At 71.2% G+C, this 15,779-nt stretch carries 15 protein-coding genes; 6 read left to right on the forward strand and 9 right to left on the reverse strand.

All coding sequences use genetic code 11. From position 1 onward, the window contains the following. Positions 1 to 11: 11 nt before the first annotated feature. The 9 genes from ACZ3HL_RS22485 to ACZ3HL_RS22525 are packed head-to-tail and all read right to left on the reverse strand — an operon-like array spanning position 12 to position 10,239. Positions 12 to 1,472 (reverse strand): class I adenylate-forming enzyme family protein, encoded by a 1,461-nt coding sequence (locus ACZ3HL_RS22485; RefSeq protein ID WP_465533341.1) that lies wholly within the window; start codon positions 1,470 to 1,472, stop codon positions 12 to 14. Next, positions 1,469 to 2,842 (reverse strand): CoA transferase, encoded by a 1,374-nt coding sequence (locus ACZ3HL_RS22490; RefSeq protein WP_465533343.1) that lies wholly within the window; start codon positions 2,840 to 2,842, stop codon positions 1,469 to 1,471. Before ACZ3HL_RS22490 ends, ACZ3HL_RS22485 begins: the two co-directional genes overlap by 4 nt. Then, on the reverse strand, positions 2,839 to 3,630 hold the full coding sequence (locus ACZ3HL_RS22495; RefSeq protein WP_465533345.1) for a class I SAM-dependent methyltransferase: 792 nt from the start codon (positions 3,628 to 3,630) through the stop codon (positions 2,839 to 2,841). The genes ACZ3HL_RS22490 and ACZ3HL_RS22495 overlap by 4 nt, the downstream gene beginning before the upstream one ends. Then, positions 3,621 to 5,114 carry a class I adenylate-forming enzyme family protein gene (locus ACZ3HL_RS22500; protein WP_465533347.1) on the reverse strand — a complete coding sequence of 498 codons (1,494 nt, stop codon included), beginning with the start codon at positions 5,112 to 5,114 and terminating at the stop codon, positions 3,621 to 3,623. The genes ACZ3HL_RS22495 and ACZ3HL_RS22500 overlap by 10 nt, the downstream gene beginning before the upstream one ends. Beyond that, positions 5,111 to 6,415 carry a protoporphyrinogen/coproporphyrinogen oxidase gene (locus tag ACZ3HL_RS22505; protein WP_465533349.1) on the reverse strand — a complete coding sequence of 435 codons (1,305 nt, stop codon included), beginning with the start codon at positions 6,413 to 6,415 and terminating at the stop codon, positions 5,111 to 5,113. The genes ACZ3HL_RS22500 and ACZ3HL_RS22505 overlap by 4 nt, the downstream gene beginning before the upstream one ends. Beyond that, on the reverse strand, positions 6,412 to 7,338 hold the full coding sequence (locus ACZ3HL_RS22510) for a UbiA family prenyltransferase (protein ID WP_465533351.1): 927 nt from the start codon (positions 7,336 to 7,338) through the stop codon (positions 6,412 to 6,414). Before ACZ3HL_RS22510 ends, ACZ3HL_RS22505 begins: the two co-directional genes overlap by 4 nt. Next, on the reverse strand, positions 7,335 to 7,973 hold the full coding sequence (locus tag ACZ3HL_RS22515) for a class I SAM-dependent methyltransferase (protein ID WP_465533353.1): 639 nt from the start codon (positions 7,971 to 7,973) through the stop codon (positions 7,335 to 7,337). Before ACZ3HL_RS22515 ends, ACZ3HL_RS22510 begins: the two co-directional genes overlap by 4 nt. Next, positions 7,973 to 9,094 carry a DegT/DnrJ/EryC1/StrS family aminotransferase gene (locus ACZ3HL_RS22520; RefSeq protein WP_465533355.1) on the reverse strand — a complete coding sequence of 374 codons (1,122 nt, stop codon included), beginning with the start codon at positions 9,092 to 9,094 and terminating at the stop codon, positions 7,973 to 7,975. The genes ACZ3HL_RS22515 and ACZ3HL_RS22520 overlap by 1 nt, the downstream gene beginning before the upstream one ends. Continuing rightward, entirely contained in the window at positions 9,091 to 10,239 is a 1,149-nt protein-coding gene (locus tag ACZ3HL_RS22525) for a DegT/DnrJ/EryC1/StrS family aminotransferase (RefSeq protein WP_465533357.1), read from the reverse strand. Before ACZ3HL_RS22525 ends, ACZ3HL_RS22520 begins: the two co-directional genes overlap by 4 nt. Before the next feature lie 167 nt (positions 10,240 to 10,406). Between ACZ3HL_RS22525 and ACZ3HL_RS22530 the strand changes: the two genes are divergently transcribed. Genes ACZ3HL_RS22530 through ACZ3HL_RS22555 form a run of 6 tightly spaced genes read left to right on the forward strand, consistent with a single transcriptional unit; the run spans position 10,407 to position 15,772 of the window. After that, entirely contained in the window at positions 10,407 to 11,426 is a 1,020-nt protein-coding gene (locus ACZ3HL_RS22530) for a Gfo/Idh/MocA family protein (protein ID WP_465412694.1), read from the forward strand. Continuing rightward, a complete protein-coding gene (locus tag ACZ3HL_RS22535; RefSeq protein ID WP_465533359.1) occupies positions 11,416 to 12,234 on the forward strand; it encodes a sugar phosphate isomerase/epimerase family protein in 819 nt (272 codons plus the stop codon). The genes ACZ3HL_RS22530 and ACZ3HL_RS22535 overlap by 11 nt, the downstream gene beginning before the upstream one ends. Then, positions 12,231 to 13,451, forward strand: a complete 1,221-nt coding sequence (locus tag ACZ3HL_RS22540; protein ID WP_465533361.1) for a M20/M25/M40 family metallo-hydrolase — start codon at positions 12,231 to 12,233, stop codon at positions 13,449 to 13,451. Before ACZ3HL_RS22535 ends, ACZ3HL_RS22540 begins: the two co-directional genes overlap by 4 nt. Beyond that, on the forward strand, positions 13,448 to 14,497 hold the full coding sequence (locus ACZ3HL_RS22545; RefSeq protein ID WP_465533363.1) for an Ldh family oxidoreductase: 1,050 nt from the start codon (positions 13,448 to 13,450) through the stop codon (positions 14,495 to 14,497). Before ACZ3HL_RS22540 ends, ACZ3HL_RS22545 begins: the two co-directional genes overlap by 4 nt. After that, entirely contained in the window at positions 14,494 to 15,438 is a 945-nt protein-coding gene (locus ACZ3HL_RS22550) for a Gfo/Idh/MocA family protein (protein WP_465533365.1), read from the forward strand. The genes ACZ3HL_RS22545 and ACZ3HL_RS22550 overlap by 4 nt, the downstream gene beginning before the upstream one ends. Beyond that, the gene (locus tag ACZ3HL_RS22555) at positions 15,371 to 15,772 is read left to right on the forward strand and encodes a DUF6917 domain-containing protein (RefSeq protein WP_465533367.1); all 402 of its coding nucleotides are present in this window, start codon (positions 15,371 to 15,373) and stop codon (positions 15,770 to 15,772) included. The genes ACZ3HL_RS22550 and ACZ3HL_RS22555 overlap by 68 nt, the downstream gene beginning before the upstream one ends. Positions 15,773 to 15,779: the final 7 nt, after the last annotated feature.

The following is a 15,779-nucleotide window of genomic DNA, read 5'->3' on the forward strand; positions in this document are numbered from 1 at the left end:
CAAGGAGGCCTTCACGGACGAGCAGCGAGGCGGGCCGCGAGATCGGCCAGCGTGCGGTGGCAGGTCTTGCCGGTGCGGCCCAGCGGAAGCTCGGAGAGAGTCACCAGGAATTCCGGCAACTTGCGCACGGCGAGGCCTCGGGCGGTGAGGAACGCCGTGAGTTCGGGCAATGTCGGCGTGTGGCCGTTCCTGGCCGCCACGCAGGCACAGAGCCGTTCCCCCAGTTCGGCGTCCGGGACCGCGACACAGGCGACCTCCCTGATCGCGGGATGCTCGCCGAGCGTGCGCTCCACCTCCGCCGGGCTGATCGTGTAACCGCCGCGGATCACCACGCGTTTGCTCCGGCCGGTGACGTGGAGCCTTCCGCGTTCGTCGAACCGGCCGTTGTCGCCGGTCCGCACCCAGCCGCCGTCGGGCCGGTACGCGGCGTCCAGCTCCGGCGCGGCGACGTAACACAGCGGCGTCATCGGGCCCCGTGCGTGGATTTCGCCGTCGACGATCCGGATCTCGCACACCGCGGGAGCCGGGACGCCCACCCCGTTCTCCGGTTCCGTCGTATGGCAGTTGACGCCGTCGGACGAGCCGTAGACGTCGATCATCTCGACGCCGAACCGCTCCCGGCACGCGGCCAGCGTCGAAGGGGGCAGCGTGTCGCCGCTCGACACGATGGCCGCGAGCCCGGCGGCGTCCACCGTGACGGGATGGTCGGCCATGCGCCGCCACATCGCGGGCACGGCGAACACGTGGGTGGGGCGGTGTTCGGTGATCAGTCGCAGCGCCGCGCCCGCTTCGAAGCGACGCGTCAGGATCAGCGTGCCGCCGAGGCGGCACAGCGTCACCGGCACCCCGAACGAGCCGAATCCCGACGTCGGCGAGACCAGGACGAGGTCGCGGGGAATCACCATGTCGCCGTGGACGGCGCGGAGGTAGTTCGCCCGCCCGCCGGCGAAGGCGTTGTGCGAATAGGCGACCATCTTCGGCGCCGACTCCGAGCCGGACGACACCAGGATCCGCGCCGGGGCCTCCGGATGCGGACGGACGATGCGCGTCGCACGGCGCGATTCACCCGCCACCCGCCCGTTCTCGACGACGAACCGCACACGCGCGCGGTCGAGGAGGTCGTCCGAGCCCGTCGGCAACGGCAGCACCACGGCACCGAGCGCGAGGACGGCCAGTTCCGCGACCACCGAGGCCCGCCCGGCGGGTTCCCGCACCCCGACGATCTCCGTGGAGCCGCATCCGGCGGCCGCCAAGCGCGCTGCCAGCTCCCGCGCCGCGGCGTCCAAGAGCGCGTAGTCGAGCGAGCCCTCGTCGTCGATCACCGCCGTGCGAAGCGGATGCTCGCGCACCCGCTCGCCGAAGAGCGAGTACAGGTCCCGGTCCGGACAGTGTCCACATCGGACCCATTCGCGGCGGAGCCCGGCGGGCACGAGATCGCGCAGCACCATCCCGGTCGCGGAAACCCAGGTCATGACGTGAATTCCCACGGCGACGCGACGAGCACGCAGTCGTCGTGGAACAGCGCGCGGGAAAACCGGGGATCCACGGCGAGCCCGGCGAGGTCGTCGCACACCGGCACGCTCAACGGACGGTCACAGCGCCGCCGGGCGCCCGCGTTGATCCTGCTCGCCGCGGACAGGAGTGACGAGTCGGCCCGCGTCGCGCCGCGCGCCAGAGCCGTCACGACGCCGTGTGCGCAGACGACCCCGCCGAACACGTCGACGATCGTCATCAGCGACCGCGGGACACCCGCGTGGGCCTGCACGACGAAATCCGTGCCCACCGGCGGTTCCGGCCCCAGCTCGGCACCCCATCCCGACGCGTGCGCGTACAGGATCCCCGGCCGGGCACGTGCCAGATCGAGTGCGCTCAACGACCACTGCCCGGCCTTTCCGGGCGCCCAGTTGTGCAGGAACACGTCGGCCCCGACGGCGAGGTCGAGCAAGTGTGCCCTGCCGCAGGGGGTGCTCAAGTCGATCTCGATGACCTCCTTGCCGTCGTTGAGCGCGCGGAACCTGGCCGACGTGCCACCGGCGATCGGCGGGACCCACCGCAGCGGATCGCCACCCGGCGGCTCGATCCGCAACACCGTGGCACCGAGCAGCCGCAGCAGGTGCCCGGCCAGCGGGCCCTGCACCCGGCGGCAGGATTCGAGCACCACCAAGCCGGACAACGGCAGTGGCACCGACGGCCGGGCGGGCCGGTGACCGCGGCCCAGCCCGCTCACCGTGAACGCGGGCAGCCGGTCGAACACCAGCTCCGCCACCCTCACCAGCGTCATCCCGGTACGGACCGCGATCCGCTCCGCCACCGCGATCGGACGTGCCGCGAGCATGTCGAACAGTGCCGACGGCAGTGGGCAGGTCGCGGTCGCGAACCTCTGCAGGAACGGGCGCCAGGAAGCGGAGATCACCCGCCCGTCGACGCCGAGTTCCCCCCAGAACCGTTGCCACACCGTGGGATCGAACGTCTCGATCTCGTAGGCGACGCCGTCGGCCGAGCGGAACGGCGGCCCACCGGGGAAGAAGTCCTCGGCGTGGTCGTCTTCGGCCGTCGCCGCCGCCAGATATTGGGAAATCGCCAGCAAAGCCGCCTGCGCCACCGAAGTGGACACACCGCGCAACGGGATCCCCCGATCACGAGCGAGCCCCAACGCGACGCCGCCCAGTTCGGCGAGTTCCGCAGCGAGGATGGACGCGTAGTCGAGTCCGAGCGGGGTCGGCCTGCCGAAGCGCCGGCCGTGGACGTGCATGATCCCGCAGGCGGCCTGCACGTCGAGCTCACCGGCCAGCGGCAGGTCGACCGGACCCGCGACGGTCACCGCGTCCACCTCGGTGATCATTCGGGGCGCCTTCCGTGCACGGAGTACAGCACGCACGACGAGGCCCGGAACCCCGGATCCGCCATGACCGAACGCACCTCGGCGAGTTCGCCGTCGGTCATCCCCGCGGCGATCAGCCGGTCCCGCAGATGATGGGTGTGGTGGATCAGCAGCCGCAGGCCCGGCGAGCCCGCCCGCCACGGGAAGATCAGCGGTACCGGATCGACGTCGACCAGACCCGCGCCGGCCATCGACGCGGCGACCCGGCGGCCCCAGGTGCCGTCCCCGCCCGCGGTCTCGAACGTCTTCTCCTTGGCCGCCAGGAACTTCTCGTAGATACTCGCCGCACGGGCGTCGGGGGCGAGCAGCACCGGACCGTAGGAGATGTCGAACTCGTCGATCTGCATCCAGCCGCCCGGCTTCAGCGCCTGCGCCATTTTCCGGAGGACGGCCTCCCGCTCCGGCAGATGCTGCAGGACCAGCCGGGCGTGGACGAGGTCGAATTCGCCGCACGGCAAGGGATCGTGGACGACGTCGTGGCGGAGGACGGTCAGCCCCGGCCCGGTTCCGATGTGGCCGGGTTTGATGTCGGTCGCCAGCACCGATCCGGTCGGCGCCACCCTGGCGGCGAGCCACCGCGCGACCCCGCTGCCGCCCGCGCCGACTTCGAGGCAGGACCAGCCCTCTCGCACGCCGGTCTGCTCCAGCCGCGCGAAGGTGACCGGGTCGTACGCCTCGGAGAGGCACCGATGCTGCTCGGTCGCGTGCCCGCTGTGGTTGTCGAAGACGTAGGCCGTCGTCACGTCCACCTTCCCGATCCGTTCGTGGCGGCCGTCCCGGTCAGCCGCTCCAGCAGTTCCAGCCGCCGCACCTTCCCGGTGCCGGTACGCGGGACGTCGTCCCAGGCGAGCGTCACGGGCTCCCCCATCGGCGGGAGATCGGCCACGGCGGCCCGCCACCGCGCCGGATCCAGCGCGGTGCCGGTCACGACGACCGGGATCGGCGCCCGTCCCGCCGCGGAGAGCACGACGCATTCGGCGATGGCCGGAAGCCGGTCCTCGATCGTGTCCTCCACCGAGAGGCAGCTCAGGCCGGGGACGCTGTCGACCTCCCGGTCCAGCAACGTCACCGCGCCGGTCCTGCTCACCACGCCGAGATCGCCGGTGTTCCACCACGCCCCGTGTGCCTTGGCCGCCCAGCGGTCCTGTTCGCCCACGTAGGCCACACAGCGAGCCCGAGTGCGTGCCAGGAGAAGTCCCGGCGTGCCCCGCGGGACCGGCTCGATGGTCTCCGGATCGACGACCCGCAGCCGGGCGAGGCCGGGCAGCGGCCTGCCGATGTCCCGCGTCGCCCGCACGGAGCGCCTGGTGAAGAACCGGAACGAGAGGGGGCCGGTTTCCGATTGACCCCAGCCCTCCATCCACAGTGGACGTTGGTGACCGGTGGCGTTCAGCATGGTCCTGATCACCGGTGGGTGTACGGCGTCGTAGGTGCTGACGAACCGCCGAACCCGCCGGAACGGGTTCTCCGGCGTGTTCGCGAGTGGCCGCCAGCGCACGAACGTCGACGGGAGGGCCTCGACGACGGTCGGCCGATGCCGTCCGAACACCCGCTCCGCCGTGGCGGGCTCGCTCAGGATCACGATCTCCCGTGGAGCGAGGCACAGCGCCGACGCCGTCCAGCAGAACGTCCGGCCGTGCGCGTAGGCGCTGGCGTTGCCCAGCACGTCGTCACGCCGGACGCCGAGGACGGGCCAGCGGATCGCCTCCGGGCGGGCCAGCCGGTCGATGATCGTCCGCGTCGTGTGGACCACCAGTTTCGGTGTCCCCGTCGTCCCCGACGTATGACAGATGAGCAGCGGTTCGTCGGGGTGCCGCCGGTACGGCTGGGGCGGCGGGGCGGCCGCGAAACTTTCGATGGGCAGGGCCCGGTCTCCGCGCAGCGACGGGCGATCGGTGACCACGACCGCGGCGTCCAGCCGTTTCAGCAGGAGTTCCAGTGTGTCGTCCGGTAAGTGACCGGACAGCTTCGCCGCGACCGCCCCCAAACGCGCGGCGGCGCACGCCAGCAGGTCGTAGTCCCAGTGGTTCCGCTTGACGATGGCGACGCGGTCCCCCGGCCGCACCCCGGCTTCGGAGAGCCATCCAGCCGCGTCCCGGACCAGCTCGGCGAGCCCGGCGACCGAATGGACGGTCCCCCGCTCGGGCGCGATGTCGAAGGGCCGGTCGAGCCGCACCGTCGTCCGCGTGCGCGCGCATTCGTCGAACAACGTTCCCATGTCGTGCGGTTTCATCCGGCTCGTTCCTCCTGCGCGGGACACGCGATCCGTTCGGTCAGACGCCGTGCGGCCCGCACGCCGGAGCGGACGGCCGCTTCGCTGCACGGACTCAGGAACACCCAGTCGCCCGCGTAGTCGACGACGCCCCGGCCGAGACCCGCCTCGAAGGCGGAACGCAACGCGAGCGCGCGGGGCGTCGCCTCGGGCGCCGCGTGCCGCACCCGCCGGACCAGGGCGCGGCGGGTCGCCGCCCGCAGTCCGGGGACGAGGCGCTCGGCCGCGTCGGTCAACCGGGTCACCACGTCCTCGTCGGCCGCGGTCAGCAGCTCCGGCACCACGGCGGGATGGGCCATGACCGTGACCAGGCCGCGGCCCGCGGGCGCGCGGCCGGGATGCTTCAGCTGGTCGAAGATGATCGTGGCCACCGTGCCGTTCTCCGCGGTCGGCACGATCAGGGCGTAGTCGGGACCGCCGAGCGGACGATCGAGCAGCAGATGCGCCTTGACCACCGGCGTGAACGAGCAGGCGGCGAGGAAGGCCGACCCGTGTCCCGGGTACAGCTCGGCCGCGACGGGGGCGGGCACGGCCAGCACCACGGCCTTCGCGCTGATTTCGCGCGTACCGCTGACGATTCGCGCCAGGGAACCGTCGTCGACGACCTGATCGACGCGGAAGCCCGTGCTGACGTCGACCCGCTCGGCGAGGGCGCGCGCGAAGGTGTCCATTCCGTCGCGGTACGCCCGCCACGTCGGCGGCGGGCCGACCGAGGTGAGCAGGGCGAGCAACGGCGCGGCCGCCGAGCGCGCCGGATCCCAGCCGAAGAAACCGGAGACGACCGGTTGCAGCAGGTAGTTCAGCAGGTCCGGGTGGTGCGGCGCGGCGAAGTCCGCGACGGTGCGGCCGCCCAGCCGGGAGGCCTCCGGCCGTTCGGTGTCGAACTCGCCCCGCATCGCCCGCACCCCGGCCAGCCGGGCCCGCAGCGACAACCCCGCTCCGGTGAGCAGTCCCCTGGTCTCCGCGACACCGGATCTGGGCCTGCCTCGCCACATCCCGATGCCACGCCCGATCCGGGGTGCGGCGTCGTCGCCGATGCCGAGCTCCGCCAGCAGCCGCCAGGTCTCGCGATAGCCCCGCTCGGCCATCTGCTCGGCGCAGGTGTCGATCAGGAAGCCGTCCTCGCGCAGGGTCGTCATCCGGCCGCCGACCACGTCGGCCGCTTCGAACACCCGTACTTCGCGCCCGGACTTGCCGAGCTCGTACGCGGTGGTGAGCCCGGCGACGCCGGCGCCGACCACCGCCACCTCGACATCGGTCACGCGATCACCACCAGGTTCACCACGACCAGGCTCAGCACGGTGATCCGGTGGATGCGGATGCCGAGCAGCCGGGCCCGCATGATGTCGCCCAGCGCGAACCCGAGCCAGAGCTGCCGGATCCGCGCCACGAGGGTCGGGAGCAACGCGAGCGGGAACCACCACGGGCCACCGAGCGCGGGGACGGCGAAGATCAGCGCGAACTCCGCGGCCGACACGGCGATCACGAAGAACATGTTGCCCCGCGGGGAGGTCAGCGCCGCGACCGTCGGCCTGCCGACCCGCCGGTCACCGTCGACGTCGTTGGTGTTGGAGTACACGCCGAACAGCAGCGGCCCCAGCCCGAAGAGCAACGCCTGCGCGAGTGCGAACCCGGTGAACTCACCGGACGCGAGGCCGTACGGCGCGAGCACGAGCGCCCAGCCGAGCGCCGCGATGAAGAACTCCTGGAAACCGTGGTAGCTGAGCTTGACGCCCCAGGAGTACTGCAGTGAGAAGAAGTAGGTCACCACGATCAGCATTACTGTCCACAAAGGACGATGCGGCGCGATCGCGACGGCCGTCAGCCAGAGCGCGGCGCCGACGACGGCCGTCGCCCACGCGAACCGCAGCACCTGGCCCTCGTCGAGCGTGCCCGCCACGAGTGGTTTGCGGTACCGCTTGCGCTGGGGATCGTCCGGTGAGTAGTTCGTGATGTCGCTGCCGTCCCGGTAGCCCGTGAGATCGTCGAGGGCGACCATCGCCGCGATCACGAACACCTCGCCGAGCAGGAACACGCCGACGGCGGCCAGGACGCCGCCGTCGAACCTCGCCGACGGCGCGAGCAGCGTCCACACCACGATCACGCCGAGGTAGTAGTCGACGATGTCGAGTTTCGCGAGCCGGAAATACGCCTTGCCGCGAGTCGCGGCCAATGTCGCGGTCATCGCCCGTCCAACGCGATCAGCGCGGCGAAGGACCGGTCTCCGCCGTAGTGCAGGTCGTGCCGTTCGAGCAGCCGGGCGCCGGGGAGCAGGGCCAGGTACTCCTCGACGGTCCGCAACCGCGAGAACCTGCCGACGGGGATGTCCGCCTCCTCGTACTCCACGAGTACGAGATGCCGGGCCGCCGCGGCGATCGACCGGCACGCTTCGGCGATCTCGTCTTCGTCCAGCACGTGCATCAGAACCCACACGCAGACGGCGACGTCGAACCGCCTGTCCCGCCACGGCAGCCGCTGAACCGTCGTGCGCACGAAGTCCACAGTGGACAGATGTGCGCAGTTCTCCCTCGCCAGGGTGAGCATGCGCGGGGTCATGTCGATCGCCGTCACCGCGCGGGCCCGCGCCGCGATCGCCGGGGTGAGCCTGCCCATCCCGCAGCCGATCTCCAGCGCGGCGCCGACATCGCCCAGTGAACGCAGGAGCTGGGTGACGAGCCGGATGGTGCGGGTGGTCGTCTCGGCCGCGAGTTCAGCGGGCTGCGAGGCGCGCATGACGCGGGACAGTCCGGCGCGTTCCGCCCGCCTGTGCCACTCCTCGGCGACCTCGCTCGGCGCGGGCGTGCTGGTGATCTGCTGCATCACGACTCCTTCGCGAACTCGCACACCGCGTCGGCGATGCGTTCCACCTGCTCGTCCGTCAGATGGGGGTAGATGGGTATGGCGAGAGTGCGCCGCGCGGCCAGCTCCGCCGCTGGCCAGGTGTCCGACGGCCGGGTGTACCGCGCGAACGCGGGCTGCCGCGGCAGCGGGGCCGGGTAGTAGACGTGCGAGCCGATCCCCCGCGCCGCCAGGTGCGCGCGGAGTTCGTCCCTGCGCTCGGCGAGCAGCGAATAGACGTAGTAACACCGTCCGTCCTTCGCCGGAGGTGGCGCCAGCACCCCGCAGCCCGCCAGATCGGCGAAGCGATCGGTGTAGTACTCCCCGATCCGCGCCCGGCGCGCGAGCCGTCCGGGAAGGCCGGGGAAGCGGTACAGCTGGAACGCGGCCATGATCTCGTCGAACCGGCTGTTGTAGCCGACGCGGTGGTACCGGAACCGGTTCTTCCCGTCCTGGCCGTGGTTGCGCAGCATCCGCACCGCCGTGGCGAGTTCCGGATCGTCGGTCACGACCATGCCGCCCTCACCCGGCATACCGAACGTCTTCACCTGGACGAACGAGTACACACCCGCGTCGCCCCATCGCCCGGCGGGCGTGCCCGCGAGGCTTCCTCCTTGCGCGACGGCGGAATCCTCCAGCAGCCGCACGCCCGCGCCGGTCGCGATCCGGCGCAACGCGGGCATGTCCGCCATGACCGAGAACATATGCGCCGGCATGATCACCTTGGTCCGCGAAGTGACCAGGCGGGCGACCGCTTCGGGATCGACGACCATGGACCACGGGTCGATGTCGGCGAACACCGGTGTCGCGCCGAGCAAGGCGGGCGCGGCCGCGAGCGGCGCGCAGCCGAACGCGGGCACGATCACCTCGTCCCCCGCGCCGACGTCCATCGCGCGCAACACCAGCGTCAGCGCCGAAGTTCCACTGCCGCAAGCGATCGCGTCCCCCGCACCGACCGAGTCACGGATCGCCGCTTCGAAGCGGGCCACCTGATCGCCGAGGATGAATTTCTGCTCCGGTGCGAGGCCGACGCGGCGGACGATGTCCAGCAGTTCGGCGCGATCTTCGTCGAAGAGATCGGGCGGAAAGAACGGGAGTGTCATCCACGCCGCCCGCGATAGAACGCGCGGATCGAGTCGCAGACGCGGTCACAATCCCCGCTGGACATGTCCGGATACAGCGGGAGCGCGAGGGTGCGGCGGCAGGCGTTCTCGGCGTTCGGGAAATCGCCCTCCCGATGGCCGAGCGCGGCGAAGCAGGGTTGCAGAGGCAGCGGCGCCGGGTAGTAGATCTCGGTCTGCACGCCGTCCGCGGACAGATGCGCCGCCAGGTCGTCGCGCGCGTCGGCCTCCACCACGTAGACGTAGAACACGCTGTCCGGCCGCGCCGAGGGCAGCTTGCGCACCCCCTCGACGTCCGCGAGCGCCGCCGTGTACCGGGCGGCCAGTTCCGCGCGGCGGACGATGTCGAGGTCCAGCCTGGTCAGCTTCGCGAGAAGGACTGCGGCCTGGATGTCGTCCATCTTGCTGTTCACGCCGGGCAGGCCGGTCGCCGTCGAGATGGCGGGGAAGTCGGCGATCGTGCCGCCGAAGCGGCCGTGATGGCGGAGCGCGTCGACGGTCTCGGCGATCCGCCGGTCGTCGGTGAGGACGGCGCCCGCGTCGCCGAGCGCGCCCAGCGTCTTGGTCGGGAAGAACGACAGCACCCCGCCCGCGCCGAAGAGCCCGGCGTGCTTGCCGCGAAGGCGCATGCCGATGGCCTCCGCGCTGTCCTCCACGACGGTGAGCCCGAGCCGCCGCGCCACGCCGAGGACGCCGTCGATGTCCGCGAGTCGCGAGAACAGATGCGTCGGCATGACGAAGCGGGTGCGCTCCCCCGCCGCTTCCACCACCGCGGCCGGGTCGATGCCGTACCCGTCCGGCTCGATGTCGGCGAAGACCGGACGGCCGCCCGCGAGCACGACCGAGGTGGCCGACGCCCCGAAGGAGAAGGCGGGGACGACCACTTCGTCGTCCGGTCGCAGGCCCGCCGCCCGCAGCAGCAGGACCAACGCGTCGGTTCCGCTGTTGACCCCGATGACGAACTTCGCGCCGGTGTAACTTGCCAGCGCGGTTTCCAGCTCGGCCACCTTGCGACCGTGCGAATACTTGCCATTTTCGAACACGTCGAGAATATGTCGTCTGGCACTGGGCCACGTTCGCTCGAATGTGCTCGATTGGTTGAAAAATGACACCGACAGCGTACCCACCTCCGGTGGCGTTGAGACCCGTTCCCGAGCGTAGGTCAGGAAAACCGGGCTCTCGGGAGGTTCGCACTTCCTGGTCAACCCCAGGGGAAAGTATTGACAGTTGATCATGGCGGATGTCAGTTTTGCGGTGGATTCCGAATGGGAAACTCTGAGGAGCAGGCTCACCAGTGCGTTCACTCATTGTGGGACTCGGCCGGGCGGGCGCGGGTCTGCATCTGCCGGTCTTGGCCAAACTCCGTACCCGGACCCCGCTGCTCTTCGACGACGCTCCAGTCACCGCGTGCGAACCGCGGCCGAACGTCGCCGCGCGGGCGGGTCTCGAGGTCGTTCCGACCATCGAGGCCGCGGCCGCCGGACTCGACCCCGCCGTCACCGTCGCGCATGTCTGCACCCCGCCGACCGAACGCCTCGCCGTGCTCTCCGAGCTGGCCACGCTGGGCTTCCGCAAGGTGATCGTGGAGAAGCCGCTCGCCGCCGACATCGACGATCTCGCCCGGATCATCCGCCTGCGCCGCAAGTACAAACTGCACGTCGAGGTCGTCGAGCCCTGGCTCGCCAGCACGCTCACCGCGCGGTTGGTCGAGCTGATCCGGAGCGGGCGCTTCGGCGCCCCCAAGTCCATCGACATCGTGCAGAACAAACCGCGGTTCCGCCGGTCGCTCGTGACGCCGGGACATCCGACCGCCTTCGACGTCGAGCTGCCGCACGGAGTCGCGCTCGCGCTGCGGCTCGCGGGCGCCGCGCGGGTCACCCACGCGTCCGGGACCGATCTCGAGGTCGAGGGGAACGTCGGCCCCCGGATGGGCGGCGCCAGCGTCGGCCTCCGGCACAATTCGGGAATCCACACGGAGATCCGTTCGGATCTGACCTCGCCGGTGCGGGAGCGGCGAGTCACCGTCGACTTCGAAACGGGCACCGCTGTCGGGCATTTCGCGGTGAGCGGTGACGACCACCATTCGCAGCTGACCCTGCGGTCCAACGGCCGGTCCGAGCACGTCGTGCTGCGCGACGACGCCATGACCGAGTGGATGTTCCAGGCCTACCGGAAGTTCCAGGTGGACGGGGAGCAGACGCAGGGCTTCACCTTCGCCACCGAGGTGGTGCAACTGCTGTCGGTGGCCAAGAACATCTGCGCGGAACCGGTCTCCCGCCCCGAACCGGACGCGGTGCCGGCCCATGCCGACTGACCCGGTGTTCGCCGGTATCACCGACGAGGCGGCCGACGACCTCGGCGGTCAGCTCGCGGCGCTCGACGCACTGGGATGGCGGATGATCGAGCTGCGCACGGTCGACCGGATCCCCGTCGCCGACCTCACCGACGAGCGGTTCGACAAGATCGCGACGACGCTGGCGGACAGGGCGGTCGGCGTGGTCTGCCTGGCGTCCCGGATCGGCGGCTGGGGCAGGCCGATCACCACCGATTTCCGGCACGACCTGGCGGAACTGGACGTCCTCGCCAGGCGAGCGCGGTCGATCGGCGCGCGCTATCTCCGGATCATGTCGTATCCCGGCGACGGCCTGCGCGAGGACGGTTGGCGCCGCCGGGCCATCGCGAGGATCACCGTGCTCGCCGAGCACGCCGAACGGCACGGCGTGACGCTGCTGCACGAGAACTGCTCGGGCTGGGCGGGTACGAGTGCCGAGCGGATGCTCGAACTGCTGGACGAGGTCGCGAGCCCGGCGCTGAAGCTGCTGTTCGACACCGGGAACGGAGTGGCCCACGGTTACGACGGATTCGACCTGCTGGCCGACATCGCCGATCATGTCGAGCACGTGCACGTCAAGGACGCGGACGAGCACGGCTTCACCCTCCCGGGTAAGGGTGAGGCACGCGTCGCGGACTGCGTGAAGTTGTTGCAGGCCAACGGATACAGCGGCGTATGGTCGCTGGAGCCGCATCTCTCGCTCAAACCCCATGAGCCGGGTGTGCTCGCCGGCGACGCGGCGGCCACGTTCGTCGCCGCGGGCCGGGCGATGGCCGGGCTGTTCCGGTGATCCGCGAGGATCGGGATCTGCTGCTGCGGCTGCTCACCCTGCCGACCGCCGGCCCGCTCGAAACGACCGGTGAGGTCCACCTCTGGGACGCGATGCGGGCCTACGCCGGCGCGGCGACCGGGATCGGTTTCGAGACGCTGTACCTCGGCACGCCGGAACCCGCGGTGCTGGACCGGCCCGGTGTCCCGGTCGCGGTCCGCGAAGCCGGGCCGGACTTCCTCGCCTGCCAGCCGAGCCTGGTGCTCCGGCTCGGCCCGGCCACGCCCGCCATGATGTTCAACGTCCATCTCGACACCGTGGCACCGTTCGAACCGGCGGGTTTCGACGGGGCCAGGTTCACCGGCCGGGGCGCGATCGACGCCAAGGGGCCCGCGGTGGCGCTGCTGGCCGGGGTCCGGGCCGCCGTCGCGGCGGATCCGGCGGTCGGCCGGGACGCCGGCGTGCTCATCCAGGCGGTCTCCGGCGAGGAAGGCGGTGCGATGGGCACGTTCGGCACGCGCCCGCTCGTCGAGGCAGGCTTCCACGGCGAGCTCAACATCTTCTGCGAGCCGACCGGCCTGCGCTACCTGCCCCGCTGCTCGGCGTCGATGACCGCGTGCGTGCGAGTGCGCGGAAACGACGCGATCGACGACGAGCCGCACCGGGGACACAACGCCTCCGTCCTCCTCGGTTTCCTGGCCCAGCACCTGGCGCTCGACCTGGCGGACCACGGCCGGGTCTGCGTGGCGGGGCTGCACACCGGCCACCTGCACAACAGGGTGTACGGCACCGGAGAGCTTCTGCTCAACATTCCTTACGACAGCCGGGAAGCGGCGGCGAAGATGACGTCGGCGCTGGAGGACGGCCTGCGGTCGGGCATCGCCGCGTTCGTCACCCGGTTCAGCGAGACCCCCGCCTTCGCCCGTACCGCGGCCGACGCCGCGGCGATCACCGACGTCCGGTGGCTCAAACGCGATCTGCCCGCCCTGACGGCGCGGGACATCCCGCTGCTGGACGGGCTGGTTCCCCGCTGGCCCGACGACGAGCCCGGCTTCACCTGCGACGCCCTGTGGCTCGCCGACGTCCCCGGCACCCGGACGGCCGTCCTCGGCCCCGGTTCCCTTGGCGGCAACAACGCGCATTCCGCCGGCGAGTTCGCCGACGTCACAGAACTCGACAGGTTCAGTGACCTCGTCCGCGAAATCGTCGTGCGATTCAGCCGGAACGGAGGAGCATGACCGTGCTGATGCCCTACCCCGAGCTGCTGTCCCTGGTCACCGGGATCTTCGTGGACCGTGGCGTTCCCCGGGACCGGGCGGCGATCGCCGCCACCGCCCTGTGCCACGGTGACCTGACCGGGGTGACGTCGCACGGGCTGGTCAACCTGACCCGGCTGTACCTGCCACTGCTCGAAGAGGGACGCGCGGATCCGGCGGCGGACATGGTGATCCAGACCGATCTCGGCGCCTGCGTCCTCGCCGACGCCCGCCGCACGCTGGGGTTGTGGTCGGCGTCGCAGGCCATGGAACTGGCGTGCGCCAGGGCTTCGCGGCACGGCATCGGGATGGTGTCGCTGCGGGGCGCCACGCATATCGGCTGTGCCGGCCACCACGCCGCGCGCGCCGTCGGCCACGGCATGATCGGCCTCGTCGCGTCGAACTGTGGCGGGCAGCGCATCGCCCCGCCTCCGGGCGGCGCCGCGACGATGCTCGGCACGAACCCGCTCGCGCTGGCCTGCCCCGCCGGTGACGCGCATCCGTTCGTCCTCGACATGAGCACCACCGTCGTACCGACCGGGCGGGTGCGGGCCGCGGCCAGGGAGGGCCGGGCCATCCCGCCGGGGTGGCTCGCCACCGACGACGGCGCACCGGTGACCGACGCCGCCGCGTTCGACCGAGGGGACGCCCACCTGCTGTGGCTGGGCGGCGACCCCGAAACGGGCGCCTACAAGGGATTCGGGCTGGGCCTGCTCGTCGAGGTGCTCGGCGCGCTGGTACCCGGCGCCATGCTCGGGGCGCTGTCCGCCGACGGGAACCGCGACGACGACATCGGCGTGCTTACGCTGGCGATCGCGCCGGAACTCCTGCGCGGCGGATTCGCCGCCGACGCGACCGCGCTCTTCACCGCCGTGCGTGACTGGCCCGCCCGCGACCCCGCCGTCCCGGTCGTCTATCCCGGCTGGCACGAGGGTGAACGCGCGGCCCGGTTCCGCGAGCACGGCGTGCCGGTGCCCGACGAGGTCTACGAAGAACTGCACGCGGCGCGGGAAAGGGCGGCGGGATGATCCGGGTCGGTGTCGTGGGGCTCGGTGTCATCTCGCGCTTCTACCTCGCCGCGATTGAACGGTCCCGGGCCTTCGGGCTCGCCGCGGTGTGCGACCTCGACCCGGCGGCGCTCGCGGGAACCGGCGTACCCGGCTACCGGGATCACCGGGAGATGCTCGCCGCCGGAGGGCTCGACGCGGTGATCGTGACCGCGCCCAACGACGTCCACGCGACCGTGTGCCGGGATGTGCTGGACGCCGGCCTGCCGGTGTGCGTGGAGAAGCCGCTCGCCACCGGCCTCACCGACGGCGAGGATCTCGTGGCGAGAGCGGCGAGGCGGGACGTCGCCCTGTTCACCGCGTTCCACCGCAGGTACAACCACAACGTGCGGGCACTGCACGAGGCCCTCGCGGGCCGGGCGCCGATCGCTTCGCTGACGGTGCGCTATCTGGAGCGGATCGAAGAACACGTCGGCGGTGATCGCTGGTACCTCGACACCGCGCGCTGCGGTGGCGGCTGCGTGGCGGACAACGGGCCGAACGCGCTCGACCTCGTCCAGCTTTTCCTCGGCCCGGTGGCGCTGCGGAGCGTGCGGATCACGCGGGACGCACGTGGCGTCGACAGGCAGGCGACCCTCGTGCTCGAGAACGCCGTCGTGGAACTCGACTGGTCGTTTCCCGGCGAGGTCAAGGACATCGAGGCGACCCTGACCGACGGCACCGTCCTGCGCGCCGACATGCTCGCCGGGTTCCCGGCGTTCAAGGAATCGCTCTGGCACGAGTACGACGGGGTGCTGCGGGAATTCGAGGAAGCCGTGCGCAAGGGCGGGACCTGGCGCGACAGCGGTCTCACCACTCTGTCCATAGTGGACGAGTGCTACCGGAAGGAGCGCGATGCGCGAGGACGGGCCGAAACGGGAGATCACCGGCACGGTGGTGAAGGTGCTCGTACATCACCGTGACGACCGGGGAATGAGCCTGGAGCCCTTCGCCAGCCGATGCGTCCGCGCCGGCGAGATCCACGAACTCGTCACGACCGGCCACGAGGACACGGTGCCCGGAGCGCCGATCGACCGGGTCGGTTTCCTCGGCTTCGCCGAAATCGAGCGGGCCGGGGTGATCGACCGAGGCGACGAGGTGTGGATCGGCGGCGAACTCGTCGGCACCGTGCTCGGCTTCGACGGATGCCATTTTCCCAATCACTACAACATCCTCATTCACACCGCGTTGCCCGTCACCGGCGAAGAGCTCGACTTGAAACCGGAACTGGAGGTGCGTTTCCGCGGCCGGTGGTGAGTGTTCC

The sequence above is a fragment of the Amycolatopsis sp. NPDC000009 genome (assembly GCF_055563465.1).